General features: G+C 42.5%; 12 protein-coding genes. 7 read left to right on the forward strand and 5 right to left on the reverse strand.

Annotation, left to right across the window (positions count from 1 at the left end; all coding sequences use genetic code 11):
* Positions 1-569: 569 nt before the first annotated feature.
* The gene (locus EPB74_RS01065) at positions 570-1,991 is read left to right on the forward strand and encodes a solute carrier family 23 protein (RefSeq protein WP_274902283.1); all 1,422 of its coding nucleotides are present in this window, start codon (positions 570-572) and stop codon (positions 1,989-1,991) included.
* 104 nt (positions 1,992-2,095) lie between these two features.
* Here the strand turns inward: EPB74_RS01065 and EPB74_RS01070 are convergent, their stop codons facing one another.
* Positions 2,096-3,028 carry a DMT family transporter gene (locus tag EPB74_RS01070; RefSeq protein ID WP_089554402.1) on the reverse strand — a complete coding sequence of 311 codons (933 nt, stop codon included), beginning with the start codon at positions 3,026-3,028 and terminating at the stop codon, positions 2,096-2,098.
* A 516-nt stretch (positions 3,029-3,544) separates the two neighbouring features.
* Here EPB74_RS01070 and EPB74_RS01075 point away from each other — a divergent pair.
* Positions 3,545-4,528: a WG repeat-containing protein gene (locus EPB74_RS01075; protein WP_274902284.1), complete on the forward strand. Its 984-nt coding sequence runs from the start codon at positions 3,545-3,547 to the stop codon at positions 4,526-4,528.
* Between the two features lie 147 nt (positions 4,529-4,675).
* Here the strand turns inward: EPB74_RS01075 and EPB74_RS01080 are convergent, their stop codons facing one another.
* Together EPB74_RS01080 and EPB74_RS01085 are read right to left on the reverse strand one after the other, a co-directional pair.
* Positions 4,676-5,716 carry an alpha/beta fold hydrolase gene (locus EPB74_RS01080; RefSeq protein WP_274902285.1) on the reverse strand — a complete coding sequence of 347 codons (1,041 nt, stop codon included), beginning with the start codon at positions 5,714-5,716 and terminating at the stop codon, positions 4,676-4,678.
* A gap of 28 nt (positions 5,717-5,744) precedes the next feature.
* Complete coding sequence (locus EPB74_RS01085) at positions 5,745-5,909, reverse strand: rubredoxin (protein WP_068406924.1); 165 nt, start codon at positions 5,907-5,909, stop codon at positions 5,745-5,747.
* Positions 5,910-6,249: 340 nt separating this feature from the next.
* Between EPB74_RS01085 and EPB74_RS01090 the strand changes: the two genes are divergently transcribed.
* A complete protein-coding gene (locus tag EPB74_RS01090) occupies positions 6,250-6,819 on the forward strand; it encodes an adenine phosphoribosyltransferase (protein ID WP_274902286.1) in 570 nt (189 codons plus the stop codon).
* A 93-nt stretch (positions 6,820-6,912) separates the two neighbouring features.
* On the opposite strand, the gene EPB74_RS01095 is transcribed toward EPB74_RS01090, so the two are convergent.
* A complete protein-coding gene (locus EPB74_RS01095; protein WP_274902287.1) occupies positions 6,913-7,389 on the reverse strand; it encodes a hypothetical protein in 477 nt (158 codons plus the stop codon).
* 179 nt (positions 7,390-7,568) lie between these two features.
* Positions 7,569-8,510, reverse strand: coding sequence for a transaldolase (locus EPB74_RS01100; RefSeq protein ID WP_274902288.1), 942 nt, complete (start codon positions 8,508-8,510; stop codon positions 7,569-7,571).
* Between the two features lie 604 nt (positions 8,511-9,114).
* Here EPB74_RS01100 and pheA point away from each other — a divergent pair.
* The 4 genes from pheA to rarD all read left to right on the forward strand — a co-directional run bounded on the left by pheA (position 9,115) and on the right by rarD (position 15,179).
* Positions 9,115-10,296 carry a prephenate dehydratase gene (gene pheA, locus EPB74_RS01105; protein ID WP_274902289.1) on the forward strand — a complete coding sequence of 394 codons (1,182 nt, stop codon included), beginning with the start codon at positions 9,115-9,117 and terminating at the stop codon, positions 10,294-10,296.
* Positions 10,297-10,381: 85 nt separating this feature from the next.
* Complete coding sequence (hisC, locus tag EPB74_RS01110) at positions 10,382-11,524, forward strand: histidinol-phosphate transaminase (RefSeq protein WP_274902290.1); 1,143 nt, start codon at positions 10,382-10,384, stop codon at positions 11,522-11,524.
* 83 nt (positions 11,525-11,607) lie between these two features.
* Positions 11,608-13,953, forward strand: a complete 2,346-nt coding sequence (locus tag EPB74_RS01115; RefSeq protein ID WP_274902291.1) for a bifunctional prephenate dehydrogenase/3-phosphoshikimate 1-carboxyvinyltransferase — start codon at positions 11,608-11,610, stop codon at positions 13,951-13,953.
* 266 nt (positions 13,954-14,219) lie between these two features.
* Positions 14,220-15,179, forward strand: coding sequence for an EamA family transporter RarD (gene rarD / locus EPB74_RS01120; protein WP_274902292.1), 960 nt, complete (start codon positions 14,220-14,222; stop codon positions 15,177-15,179).
* The last annotated feature ends 11 nt before the right edge of the window (positions 15,180-15,190 follow it).

Genomic DNA, 15,190 nt, shown 5'->3' on the forward strand with positions numbered 1-15,190 from the left:
AATAATAGCTGTTGTTTATTATTAAATTCCGTTATGATGCTCGGCATCAACGCTTATGTAACATCCTGTAAGTTAACCGTCGCTGTAGAATACAGTAAGGTGCGAGCGGCCGAAGCGGTGAATTTAGTAGAACATATCTCGCCCGATACATCTAGCAAAATATGGCGGTTTTATAAAATAAAACATGTTATCTGCCTTTCTCCAAACAAGTGAGTGGATATAGTAGAAGCTTTTAAAAAGGCGTATCAATATACGCTGCTTTCTTGCTACTTGCCATCGCTAAGTTGTAGGCACAGGTGATAGTTTATAAGTTATATATGCATATTCCAGCTATAGTTTAATAAACTATTTTGTTGTTAGATATTTTGTATGAGCGGAACGTTATTATCACGGTGTTTGTTTTATCTTCGATTGACTATAATTATTTTTATTACATAAACAGCTGTCTATTATAATATGCTTTATTGGCAATAACCCTTATTGCAAATGTAGTTATTTATCATCTCTTTATTTATCCTAGCTATTACTAGCCTGTTATTATTAGCTTAGGCCTCATAGGACATTCGCGCATGGCAAACCCTCCAGAGAACTCATCTCAATTAGAGAAAAACAGTCAAGCCGAATCTTTATCTCCAACAGCGTTAGACGCTGCGGGTATCGATTCAGCTACGATGAGCTTACCGTATGATCCGGACTTTGAAAATGGCCGCTGGTTCCCTACATGGCGACCATTCAAAGGTGATTTAGACCGCACGCCAGTCGGTATCAATGAGTATTTGCCACCATCAAAAAGTATGCTACTTGGTGTACAACATACCTTTGCCATGTTTGGCTCGACAGTACTTGCGCCTTTATTAATGGGTTTTGATCCTAATTTAGCTATTTTGATGTCCGGTATTTGTACGGTGATGTTTTTTATCATCACTGGTGGGCGTATGCCAAGTTACTTGGGCTCAAGCTTTGCCTTTATCGGTCCAGTTATCGCAGTGACTGCTTATGCAGGTGTCGGGTTTAACGATAATTTGAATGTCGCTTTGGGCGGTATCATGGCATGCGGTATTATTTATGCTTTGATAGGCTTATTGGTGATGAAAACCGGTACAGGATGGATTGAGCGTCTGATGCCACCTATTGTTACCGGCGCCATTGTAATGATTATTGGTCTTAATTTAGCGCCAGTGACCATCCAAGGGGTATCCGCCAATCAGTTTGATGCGTGGATGGCTGCGTTAACGGTATTATTAATCAGCGGTGTGGCTGTCTTTACGCGCGGTATGCTACGTCGTCTCTTGTTGCTGGTTGGCTTGATATTATCTTATGTCGCTTATTATGTAATGACCAATATTATGGGCTTTGGTAGTCCCATTGATTTTAGTGGCGTGTCTACCGCTTCATGGTTTGGTCTGCCAAGTACTCATGCGCCGCGCTTTGAGATGAGTGCCATTATCTTAATTGCGCCGGTGGCATTTATTTTGGTTGCCGAAAACTTAGGACATTTCAAAGCGGTCGAAGGTATGACCAAAGCTCGCGTGACGCCTTATATGGGGCGTGCATTCTTTGCTGATGGCTTGGCAACGACATTTTCAGCGGGCTTTGGTGGGACAGGTGTGACCACTTATGCTGAAAATATCGGCGTCATGGCAGTGACTAAAGTCTATAGTACGACAATCTTTGTCATCGCGGGTTTAGTCGCTATAATGCTGGGATTGTCACCGAAATTTGGTGCAATTATTCAAACCATTCCACCCGCATTATTAGGTGGCGCTTCTATCGTCGTATTTGGTTTGATTGCGATTGCTGGTGCAAAAATTTGGATAGACAGCCATATCGACTTTAGTAAAAACAGCAATCTAATCATTGCTGCTGTGACCGTCATTATGGGTACTGGTAACTTTAGCCTGCATATAGGCGGCTTTGATTTGGGCGGTATTGGTACTGCTACTTTGACGGCTATTGTGTTGAATGCTTTATTTAATCGCCAAAAGGATTAACTTCTTAGCGATCTTAAGCTTAAAATAACTTAATACATTAATCAATAAAAGCCACAATGATTATTGTGGCTTTTATTTGTTATAACGTTTGTTTATAGCGTTGCTTATTTATAGTCACGCTTATAAAATCGTGCAAAAAACCGATAACGTCTTAGGGCGCGCGGCTTAGGTTTTAGTGAACCCAAATAGATGGCAAACATAGTCAGTAGCGCGCCACTCCATTGTAAGGTGTTGATAGATTTACCCAGCCAGCTGTAGTCAATCACCAATGCAGCAATGGGTTCAGTCAATAAGAGCAGCCCAGTCAATGCCAAAGATAGCTTGGGAATAGAGTAGGCGATAAGACCCCAGGCTAAGCACTGCATCACCGTCCCATAAATCAATATCCAGCCAATCTCAGACCAAGTATTGGGTAGAATATTACCCATATCAAAGACGAACATTGGCACAATCATCGCCAGTACGCCGCCGATACTTACTAGTTGCATCAATACAAATATCGGTGTTGGTTCAGTATCGTGCGTTTTGCGTATAAAAGTCATCGACGCGGCAAGCATCGCCCCTGATATAATACCAGTGACAAACCCCCAAGTAGCAGCCTTGTTTTGCGCAAACTCAGGACTCCCTATCATCGCCACACCTAACATCGCTAAAAACAAACTGATGAGCTGTAAGATAGATTGACGCTCGTTAAAATATAAAAAACCGATGGCCGCTAAAAAGAAAATCTGTAAACTGTTGAGTAAGGTTGAAATACCGGGACCAACCGCATAGATACTCTCGTGCCATAAAGCTAAATCCAAACCTAAAAATACGCCGGATAATAAACCATAAACGATAGCCCGCCTTGACTGCGGTAAACGTTGCCCCATCATTTTAGCCAGTATCGTAAAGATAATACCTGATATAGCAAGGCGCCAAAAAGCCATTGCCCAACCGCCAATAGCGACATGAGCTACAATCAAGCTACCCAAGCCAAAGATAATACAACCAATGACCAAGCCAGTTGCGGCGGAGCGTGAAGAGGCAATAGCCATGGATTATCCTTATATCAATACCGTTTTATTTTTTAAATCGTCGCGTGCTAAAGAAGTCGCTAAAATGAACCACATTGTCGATGTTTTGAGCTTAAATTGGAATGGTTCAGCATTATTTATTTTATGATGACAGTGCGTAGAGCTATGGTCGATCCAATTTAAAAACCATAGTGTGCTACTGACATGAGTTTTTTGTAGCCTCTGCCACGCTTGTGAACAGCAGGTAAGAAATTTTTTGTGCAGTAGCACATAGTAATAAGATATAAAAGATGACCTTTTGCTATCTTGAAAAGAATATATCAGCGATTTATATCCTTACAGGAATGGCATTGGCGCAAACGCTGCTATTTGTTACTCTGTTTTCTGCTTATATGGTGAAATGTCATCTTAAAAAATCCACATTATTAAAGTACTTCAATAGCCATTACTACTTTTAGCTTAGGTTTGCTTATGCTTCGACGTTCCTTATCAAAACGACAAATATCATTAATATCAACATCTGGATTGCAGATACAAATGATGCGGTACTCTCTTATTACTAGCGCTTTAGTAACGGCGCTATTTGCCGTGACAGGTGTCCAAGCAGCCAGCTGTAAAATTCCAAAAAGTTATTATAAAAATGTCTCTTGCACGGCTAGCAGTGGTTATTTTTTGGCAGTAAAAGATTTTGGTGCACCGGTAGCACTCATCAATAGTCAAGGTAAGAGTCTCGTTGATTTATCGCGCTATCAAAAAGTTGATGCTGATAAAATATCTAGCGGTCTATTGCCGGTCATGCGAAATGGACATGTCGGCTATCTCAATATGCAAGGTCGTGAAGTGATTCCTGTGATGTATGATGCGCTAAGTGGCGGTCAAGGCTGGGCGCGCCCCGTATCTGAGGGTCGCATTGTAGTCAAACAGGGTGGTCATTATGGCGTTATTGACACTGCCAATAAGACTATTGTGCCGTTTTCAGCATCCATTAGTGATATTGATAATTATCGTGGCGGTATGGCTCGCGTGCGCAAAAATAAAGCGATCAGCTGGTTGGATAAAAGTGGCAACGCTAAGAGCGACCCAAACAGCAGTGCTAATACTCAGTCGCCTTCGAAAAAAGAATCTGCTAATAATGTCAATAACGCCAATGCTTCAGAGCAGCGACCAGCGCTAGCAAGTCGTTTTACCACTTTACAGCCACGTCAACAAGACGGCAAATGGGGCTTTATTGACGATAATAATGTCACTATGATTACCTATTCGTTTGATGAGGCACGTGCATTTTCAGAAGGCTTGGCTGGCGTACGTATCAATGGAGAATGGGGTTTTATCAATCTGGGCGGCGAGCTTGTGATTCCTTTTGGTTTTGACAACTTTAATAATAATAGTGTGAGTACTGACGATAACTATAAAGACAAACCGTCATTTGTATTTATAGAGGACAAGGCTTGGATTGGCAGCTTAGAAAACGGTAATAAAATGTGTATTGATAAAGCAGGCGCTGCTGTTGGTTGTGACTAGACTTTAAGAGCAAGCTTAAGTTTCAGTATAAAAAATAATCAGAAAAATTAGCAACAAAAAAGAGTGATAATCCTATGAGTCATCGATAGGTTTGTCACTCTTTTTTTATAATTAGCTATTCAGCCAATAAGTTCAGACTGTAAAAAACTATTTGTCTAATAAGTGATTGCTAATCAAATCTACCATGTAAGGCTGATAATATTCAGGGATATCGTGAGCCATGCCTTCGATTAAATGAAATCTGGCATTAGGGATGGTCTTGGCAACTACCCGTCCTTGTGAGGAAGGCAGCAGACCGTCTGCGCTACCATGCAGCACGATCGTCGGTGCTTTGACTTGCTTGCTGAATCGGCTGATAGAGCCTGACGCTAAAATAGCATTCAGCTGTTGTACTGTACCAAGCGGATGAAAGTTACGTTGATAGCGTAGCTTGGCAATGTCACGCACCATTCGTACGTTTACATGTCCTGGCGTACCGACGGTCTTCATAAACCAGACACTATGACGTACAATATCGCGCTCAGAATGGCTCTCAGGACGATTAATCAGCGTGTATAACTGTTTGGGCTTGGGCGGCTTTAAAAAGGCACGATTGGTGGTGGTAAACATCAACGCCATCCGCTGTATTAAACTTGGATAACGCGCCGCCACGATCTGCGCAATCATACCGCCCATAGAGGCGCCAAGTAGATGTGTTTTGCCAAGCTGTAATGCTTTGATTAAACGCGCTGTATCTTCTGCCATATCGGTTAAATTATAAGCAACTTGTGTACCCTTATTAGATAACCCAGTTTGCAGACGCATCATCATTTTTAGCTGACTGATACGGGGTAGACCGTCAATCTGTACCTTAGAGGACAAACCAATATCACGATTGTCAAAACGAATCACAAAAAACCCAGCATCAATAAGTCGCTTAATGAAGTTATTTGGCCAAAATATCATTTGCGAGCCAAGTCCCATAATCATCAGTAATGGTGGATTATTAGGGTTACCACCAGCCTCAACGCACAGCTCGATGCCATCACCAATATCTATCATTGCTTGATGAAGATGCTCGCTAAGATCTGAGGCGCGCCATTGGTGTTCGCCAAATTTTTGCCATTCAGGGGTAGGGTAGCTGCCTAGACTTTTCCCTGACGTTTCAGGCAAGTTAGCGCTATTGTTGATGTCGTTTGATTCTGTCATGAACTGTCCTATTTAAAAGGTCGTTGGCTTAAAATTCAAGCATCTCAAAATCAAGCTTGCCAACGCCGCATTCCGGGCATGTCCAATCATCAGGGATATCTTCCCATTTTGTGCCCGGTGCAATACCTTCTTCAGGACAGCCGAGTTCTTCGTCATATATCCAGCCGCAGACAATACATTCATAACGTTTCATAAATAGTCCTATCGATTATTACCGGTGTTACCGTACGTTTTTAAGTTGATGTTAACTGCACATCAAAAATGATTACCGTCAATATGTAGACCGTAAAAACGCAGGTAGTTTAGCATATAACCGTCATTTTCATAGTTAAGTTTACACTTGTATATTGAGATTAATCAGCATTTATCAAGTCACTATGCCTGATTTTATTTACTTAAGCAGTGGTGTTTTTGCCTATCTCAGCGCAATATTAAAGCCGCTTATGATATAATTGCCGCCGCTAATTTTACAAATTCATACGTCGTTGACCATTGTTATATCATCATCTAAGTCATACAAGCTAAGGGTTATTATGAGCGCTAACACCGCCGTTACATCAGCTAATACCGCAACCGAGTCATCTAATACACTTAATATCGATCATCCATTTTGGCAAATCATTCGCACAGTAGCAGACTTCCCGAAAGTCGGCATTGATTTTTATGATATTACACCGTTACTGCGCAGTCATATTGATGAAGTGATTGATGCGCTGCTTACTGCACTGCCTGAAGGCGTAATGGACGAGGTAGATTGTTTGGGTGCGGTTGAAGCGCGTGGGTTTGTGTTTGCAAGTTTGCTGGCGGGTCGATTGGGTAAAGGTATGATTTTGCTACGTAAACCCGGTAAGCTGCCACCACCGGTCGCTAATAAAGCTTATGCCCTCGAGTACGGTAAAGACACGCTTGAGATGCAAAACAATCTGCCACCTGAGCGCGTTTTATTGGTCGATGACATCTTAGCTACGGGCGGCACGCTCACCACCGCTTATGAGTTGTGTAGATCAGCTGGGCATACAGTAGTGGGTGCTTTGGTATTACTGGATTTGGTCGCTTTACACGGTGAATTTCCAGTGCCGGTTTATACGGTATTAAAGGCTTAGAAAGCTGAGTGTATAAAGTGGGTTGTACAGTATAAAAAAAAGCGCGCTGAACTCATTCAGCGCGCTTTTTTATGTCAGTCAGTTTTAAACCGTTTACTTAGCTTGCTCGTAATTTTTACAAGACTGTTCTACTAGCAGACGACTAATCGTTTTTGGCGTAGTGACTTTGAAGTCTTTGGTGGTCAGTATTGGCTGTTCTGATTGCCAAGATTTTATAACCTTGCCATCAGCGGCATAGTTAACGTAAGCGCGCCTATAGTAGCTGGCGTCTTTACAAGAGATGAGCCATTGCTGATCGCTATGATGAATATCCGCTTCTTTACTTTTTTTCGTTACGCCTTTAGCTATGTTTTTAGTAACACTTTTTTGTGTAGGATACGTTCTACGAATAGATACGGTGATATTTTCGACACTTTTTTCATCGATGATATTAATATCGGAGCTTTCAATAGAGTCCAAATCTAAGCTAAAAGTAGATCCAGTCTGACTGTCTGATACTTTTGACCAGTTTACTGCATGAGCACTAAGCGCAAGCGTACTACCTGCTAATATCACTGCTAGCCGTTTCATAATTCAGCCTTGCTTGTGTAATTTAAAGACGCTCATAATAGCCAAATTAATAATAGCAGGCAAATTTCTTTTATTTCCTGCTACTCACACTGATAGAAAATCGTCGATATTAATTATCGTTTATATTGATTAACGCTCAAGCTAGCTATGCGCTCAGATCAACACTTAATCTATTAAGTCTAGTCACGCATAGTCGCCAACATCGCCGCCAGCTCATCACGCGCACCAATAAAGCCATCAATACCCTTTGGTAATAAGTCTTGAGTAACCGTATCTTGCTGATAGGCTGTACTGAATTCTTCCGGAGTCAAGCTCACTCGAGTCATGTCTTTCATGTCCATTGACATGCTTGGTGATAACTGACGAGTCACCTCTACATCCATCGCCGCCAGTTCATCAATAAGGTTAGGCGCTATGGTCAATAAATCGCAGCCTGCTAATGCTAGTATCTGCTCAGTCGAGCGGAAGCTTGCGCCCATCACTTGAGTGTTGTAGCCATGCTGTTTGTAGTATTGATAAATAAGCTTAACAGATTGCACGCCCATATCATCAGAAGCCGGCACATTTTGACGATTTTGCTGACGTTTTTGCCAATCTAAAATACGTCCAACAAAAGGCGAAATCAAAGTTACGCCTGCATCAGCACAGGCGATGGCTTGATGCTGACCGAATAACAGGGTCAAATTACAGTGAATATTCTGAGTTTCCAGATAGCGTGCCGCTTCAATGCCTTGCCACGTCGCTGCCATCTTAATCAGGACGCGCTCTGAATCGATACCGGCTTTTTGATAAGCTTCCATAAACTCCAAGGCTTTATCAATCGTCGCTTGGGTATCATAAGACAAACGTGCATCGACTTCGGTCGAGACGCGACCTTCAATCAAGGCTAGAATATCGCAACCAATCTGAATGGTCAGCTCATCAATCACGGCATCAATGTCATCTCGATGGCGACTCATTGCTTCTGAGAGCATCGCTTCATTATCAGGATTAATAAGTGCTTTGGTTATTAGGCTAGGATTGGTGGTCGCATCGATGGGTTTTAGGCGAGCAATGGCGGCAAGGTCGCCGGTATCAGCGACAATGGTGGTCATGGTGCGAAGCTGTTGTAATGCGCTCATCAGATATCCTTGGTATAGTCAATTAACGGTGTTATTTTCTTATTAATGGTTGTACTAGTACATAAACTTATGAGTACCATTAAACTGTAACATAGATTTGAACGTATGTTACCTGATAGTTTGAATGTGCTTAGCCCTTATATTATATAACTGTGCTAAGATTTATAGCAATTTGCAGGTTTACACTCATTTACGAATGGGCACTGTCCGTAGTTTTTGCTATAGTAGAGCCGGTCAGCTGGCAAGCTAGGCATTTACTAATTAATATATGGTTATCACAACACTCTGCTGGTATAAATTTTTCTCGCTTGCTGTGCGCTTCGCCAAACAGAGGCTTCAAAAAATTCATACCAGCAATACTGTATTCTGTTTAAAGTGAATCGACTATATAATAGTTAATGACGTGACTGTATCATTGAAGTGTTTTCTAAAAGAGGCTTTTTAAAAGAGGTTTCCTAAAAAACCCAATGATGATACGTTAAATGTCACTTAGTATTAAATATCAAAAGTGTTTAAGTGTTTTTTTAAATCAAATATCAATACAGTAGTTTTCAAAAAATAGTCATACTTAACAGTGATAAAATCTAAAAAAGGATGGGCGGTAATGAGTGAGCAGTCACCAGAGCAAAACGTGGACAATCTAAATCAAACCAGCGTAGGCGCTAGCGATACCGCAAACGAAAAAGAGTTTTTGGACAATATTCGCCAAAATATTGATGCAGTAGACTGCGAAATTCAGACACTGATTAATAACCGTGCCAAGCTGGCTCAGCAAGTGGCAGCGGTAAAGAAAAACCACATTGCCAATAATCCGACTGCCGATAATAGCAATCCTATCTTTTATCGCCCTGAGCGTGAAGCGCAAGTGCTAAAAGCTGTGATGGCTCGCAATACCGGACCAATCGCCGATGAAAAAATGGCGCGCCTGTTCCGTGAAATCATGTCGGTATGCCTTGATTTAGAAGCGCCGCAACGTATTGCTTTCTTGGGTCCAGTCGGCACCTTTACTCATGCCGCTGCATTAAAACACTTTGGTAAAGCTGCCGACACTGTTCCACTGACGACCATTACCGATGTATTCCGTGAAGTGGAAGCGGGCACAGCGATGTATGGTGTAGTACCCGTTGAAAACTCATCAGAAGGCGTGGTCAATCATACGTTAGATGGCTTTTTATCTTCGACGTTAAAGATTATCGGCGAAGTTGAGCTACCGATCCATCAAAACTTCTTGGTCGCTGAACATACTAAAATCGATGGTCTAAGCCGTATTTATTCGCATCAGCAATCACTAGCACAATGCCGTCATTGGCTCGATGTGAATTTTCCTAATGTTGAGCGTGTTGCCGTATCTAGCAACGGTGAAGCAGCACGTCGCTTGAAAAACGAGTGGCATTCGGCGGCGATAGCTGGAGATGTGGCTGCTGCAGAATATGACTTGCACAAGCTTTACTCAAATATTGAAGACAATCCAAGCAATACCACGCGATTCTTAATCATTGGTCACGAAGCGGTCGCGCCATCAGGCCAAGATAAAACTTCGATTATGGTCTCAGCTCATGACAAAGCCGGTGCGCTTATCGAAATCTTAAAACCATTATCTTATCATGGCGTATCTATGACCAGTATTGAAACGCGTCCAGAGCGTCCTAATAAGTGGGCTTACGTCTTCTTTATCGATATGGATGGGCATATTCAAGACCCAAATGTTAGTGCTGCGATCGCTGATATCCGCCCATTGGTCAAAGACTTACGTATACTAGGTTCTTATCCAAAAGCCGTATTATAGCGATAACAAGATAACAAGCAGCGGTCATTACTCAGTCAAGCGTCTTCGCCAATAATAGATGCGTTATCACATCTAAGGATAAACCATGCAGTCTACCCAATCGACAGAGTCCAATTTATCACCGCTAGTGCCTGCCTATGACAGTATTTTAGAGTTGGCACCTTATCAAACAGGAAAGCCGGTTGAAGAGTTGACGCGTGAGTATGGCGTCTCAGATGTGGTAAGGCTTGCCAGTAATGAGAATCCGATAGGCTGCTCACCGCAAGTCACGCTAGCGATTACTGAGCAGTTGGGTCAGCTGGCACGTTATCCTGACGGCAATGGCTATTATCTGAAGCAAGCATTGGCTGATTTTAATGATGTCAATGTCGATCAGATCACCTTAGGTAATGGTTCTAATGATTTGCTTGATATCTTGGCGCGTAGTTTTGCCGGTGTTGATGATGCGATTGTTTATAGCCAGTATGCCTTTATCATTTATCCGATGTTGGCTAAAATGCAAGGTGCTATGGGCATTGAGGTAGCTGCTAACCGGTTTGGTCATGACTTAAAAGCCATGAGCCAAGCGGTTCATGATAATCCTGATGCTAAGATAGTGTTTATCGCCAATCCTAATAACCCAACCGGTACGCAGCTTGAACATAAAGAGCTGCATGAATTTATGGTTAGTATACCAAGCTCAGTATTGGTAGTATTGGATGAAGCTTATATCGAATATAGTCCTGAGAGTAATAATCGAACACTGTTAGATGAATTTGATAATGTAGTCATCGTCCGCACCTTTTCTAAAGCCTATGGACTCGCCGGTCTGCGTGTTGGTTATGCGCTAAGCTCAGTTCCAGTAGCAGAGTTGCTCAATCGAATTCGTCAGCCATTTAATGTCAGCAGATTGGCTCTAGCCGCTGCCGCTGCCGCACTTGCTGATCAAGATTTTATTGAGAAAGTTAGGTCAACTAACCAAGGGCAAATGCGCTGGTTAGAGAAACAATTTGATGCGTTAGGCTTGGGCTTCATTAAATCACATGCCAACTTTATGATGGTAGAAGTAGAAGTTGAGATGGAGGACGTAACGGCTGCTGTGATTTACCAAGCGTTATTAGAGCAAGGCGTTGTAGTGCGTCCGCTGGATGCTTATGACTTACCTAACTGGTTAAGGATTACCGTTGGGGTCGCAGAAGACAATACACGCCTTATTGATACTCTGCGTTCTATATTGACTGATGATTAAGATTGATTGATGATTAGGCTTAATGCTGTCAAACTCAGAATTGTTAAGTTAATAATTTTTAAGTGAAAGATAATTAAAATAATATGCAAAAAATAAATCAAACGGTAAGTCGTCAAGCAGCCATGTTAAACAGATCTACTTTACAGCCATTATTCAATCAAGTTTGTGTGATTGGTCTTGGATTGATTGGTGCCAGTCTTGCGCAAGCTATTAAAGATAATGGTTTAAGTGAACGTTTAGTGGCAGTCGATAGTTATCTGCCAAGTATAGAAGAAGCGATTGCGCAAGGCTTACTAAATGCGGGCAGCGCTGTACTTAGCGATATTGTATCCGGCAGTGATTTAATCGTTATTGCCGTGCCGGTACAAGCGGCACAAGCGGTATTTTCTGATATCAAAACGGCAATGGATAATGGTCAAATTGCCACTGATTGCATTATTACCGATGTTTGTAGCACCAAGGTCAATATCATTGAAGCCGCTAGGAACGTATTCGAAACATTGCCTATAGGGCTAGTACCTGCACATCCGATTGCCGGTGCTGAAAATTCAGGGTATCATGCTCGCCGCGCTAATTTATTTGCCAATCATAGCGTCATTATCTGTGAGCTATCAACAACCAGTAATGTAGCCATTAATAAGTTACGCCAGTTATGGGAAGCAGTGGGTGCCACCGTCATGCCGATGGCAGCTGAGCATCATGATTCGATATTGGCACATACCAGTCATTTACCACATCTACTCGCCTTTAATCTCGTTGAGCAATTGGCCAGTCACGATGACAATTTAGATATGTTTCGTTATGCTGCTGGTGGCTTTCGAGACTTTAGCCGTATTGCCGCCAGTGACCCGAAGATGTGGCACGATATATTTTTTGCCAATCAAGGCGCAATTGTCAGCGCTCTCGATGAGTACAGCGTCTACTTACAAACGATGCGCCAGCTTATCATTGATAAAGATTCAACCGCCCTGATGGGACTTTTGGGCCGCGCGCAAGCCGCACGGCGACATTTTGGCCATATGTTAGCCAGCACTCCTTATACGGATACCTCTGCTATGTCAGCTTCTTATAATATTTCACCAAGCAACACCGTGGTCGGCACCATAACCATTCCTGGTGATAAATCTATCTCTCATCGCAGCATTATGCTTGGTAGCCTTGCAACAGGCGTGACACATGTCACTGGATTTTTGGAAGGGGAAGATGCGCTAGCAACCTTGCAAGCTTTTCGTGATATGGGGGTGACTATTGAAGGACCTGATAACGGTAAACTGACCATTCACGGCGTGGGTATGAACGGTCTAAAACCCAGCAAGACGCCATTATATATGGGCAATTCTGGCACCAGTATGCGCCTATTGGCAGGTATCTTAGCCGCTCAAGCATTTGATAGTGTATTAACGGGTGATACCAGTCTTAATAAACGTCCGATGGAGCGCGTGGCAGCACCGTTACGCGAGATGGGCGCGGTTATTCAAAGTACTGGTCAACAGGGCACAGCACCTTTAAGTATTACTGGTCGTACGAATGTAGGTAAGCCATTACAAGGTTTTGAGTATGATATGCCGGTAGCGTCGGCACAGGTTAAGTCGTGCTTATTGCTCGCAGGTCTTTGGGCAGAGGGAACCACGACGGTTGTCCAACCTGAAGTCAGCCGTGACCATACCGAGCGCATGTTATCGGCTTTTGGCTATCCAGTAACTGTCGATGGCAATCGCATCAGTGTTGAAGGTGGCGGTACATTAACAGGCGGTGATATCGCTGTACCTGCCGATATCTCCTCAGCGGCGTTCTTTATGGTGGCAGCCGCGATCAGCCAAGATAGCGAGCTGACGTTAACACAAGTTGGTATTAGTCCGACACGTACGGGTATTATTGATATCTTAAAGTTGATGAATGCTGATATCAGCTTAAGTAATGAGACTTATGTTGGTGGTGAGCCAGTTGCTGATATCACGATTCGCAGCTCAAATTTGGTCGGTATTGAGATACCAGAGTATTTAGTACCTCTGGCGATTGATGAATTTCCAGTCTTATTTATCGCTGCCAGCTGTGCACAAGGTCGTACCATTTTGACTGGAGCAAAAGAGCTGCGTGTTAAAGAATCAGACCGTATTGCAGTCATGGCGGACGGGCTACAAACGCTTGGCGTTGATTGTACCGTCACTGAAGATGGTCTGATCATTGAAGGCAAAGGTCTTGTAAGTCAGAATGGTGAGGTAAATAATAACCAGCCTGTTTTTGGTGGCGGACATATCACCTCGCATCATGATCATCGTATTGCGATGAGCTTTGCGGTTGCTAGCTTACGCGCATCGAAGCAAATTACGATTGAAGGCGTTGAGACGGTTAATACCAGCTTCCCAGGATTTGCTGAGCTTGCCACTCAAATCGGTATGTCTATTGAAGTCAATAGTAGCGCTCCTTAGTTCGCAATCTAGTATTAACTTGATTATTAGCTATATTGGTTGCCAAAGTTAACAAGATTGCTTGTTAATCGTTATATAAAATTTATGTAAAAACTGTTGTTGTCGTTAGCAATGTGTTCATGCAAATACAGGCATGAATACATTGCTTTTTACCTTGTATCCTACCGTAGTAACCCTGCGTTCTTGCCTATGAATTAATATCAATTGACATGAATAATTAAAATCAGGTGAGGGTGCGCTTTGCTCTAAAATAGTTGTTTCGTCTCATGACTACCCAGAATGTCGTCAAAAAAACAGTAGCTCCTATCAAAACGACCAGACGTGGCATTATTACCGCGCTGATCGCTTTTTCTATTTGGGGCATATTTCCATTATATTTTAAGCAACTGTCCGCCTATGACGCGACCGAAATCATTGGTCATCGTATCATCTGGACATTTTTATGCCTGCTTGTCGTGCTTATTGTTAGTAAACGCTGGCAATGGATTGATACGCTTAAGCAAAATCCAAAGTGGATAGCAATCACCTTTGTATCCGGTATTATTATCGCCATTAACTGGCTGACCTACGTTTGGGCGGTGAATGACGATCGTATCCTTGAGGCCAGTTTAGGGTATTTTATCGGGCCACTAGTAGGCGTGGCATTATCGATGATTTTATTTAAAGAGCGATTGCGTACCCTACAATGGGTAGCAATTGGCTTCGCTCTATTATCTGTCGTTATTCAAGTGCTTATGATTGGTAGCTTGCCGTGGATATCTTTGATATTAGCGTTTAGTTTTAGTACTTATGGCACTATTCAGCGCCAAACACCGTTGACTGCTGTTGATGCGATGTTTGTCGAAACGGCGATGCTGGTACCCATTTGTATTTGGTGGTTTTGGCAGGCGGATGTGGTGAGTAGCCAGCTTAGCTTTTGGTTTACCCCAAATATTTGGCTACTGATGCTAGCAGGTCCGATCACTTTGATACCGTTGTTGCTATTTAATAAATCCACCAAGCAGGTCGCTTATAGTATTCTTAGTTTTATGAACTATTTAACGCCGACCTTTATTTTCTTCTTAGCTGTATTTTATTATAAAGAGCCCTTTGACTTACACCGCTTAGCAGTATTTGGTTTAATTTGGTTTGGTCTGTTATTATTTAGCATTGACTTGTGGCGTCATCGTCCTAGCAAACAGCTAAAAGCAGCTCGCATGCATGATGAAAATTTACAGAATCATTAAGTTTAAAGTCT

The sequence above is a fragment of the Psychrobacter sp. DAB_AL62B genome (assembly GCF_028895345.1).
In the GTDB taxonomy this organism is placed as follows: Bacteria; Pseudomonadota; Gammaproteobacteria; order Pseudomonadales; family Moraxellaceae; genus Psychrobacter.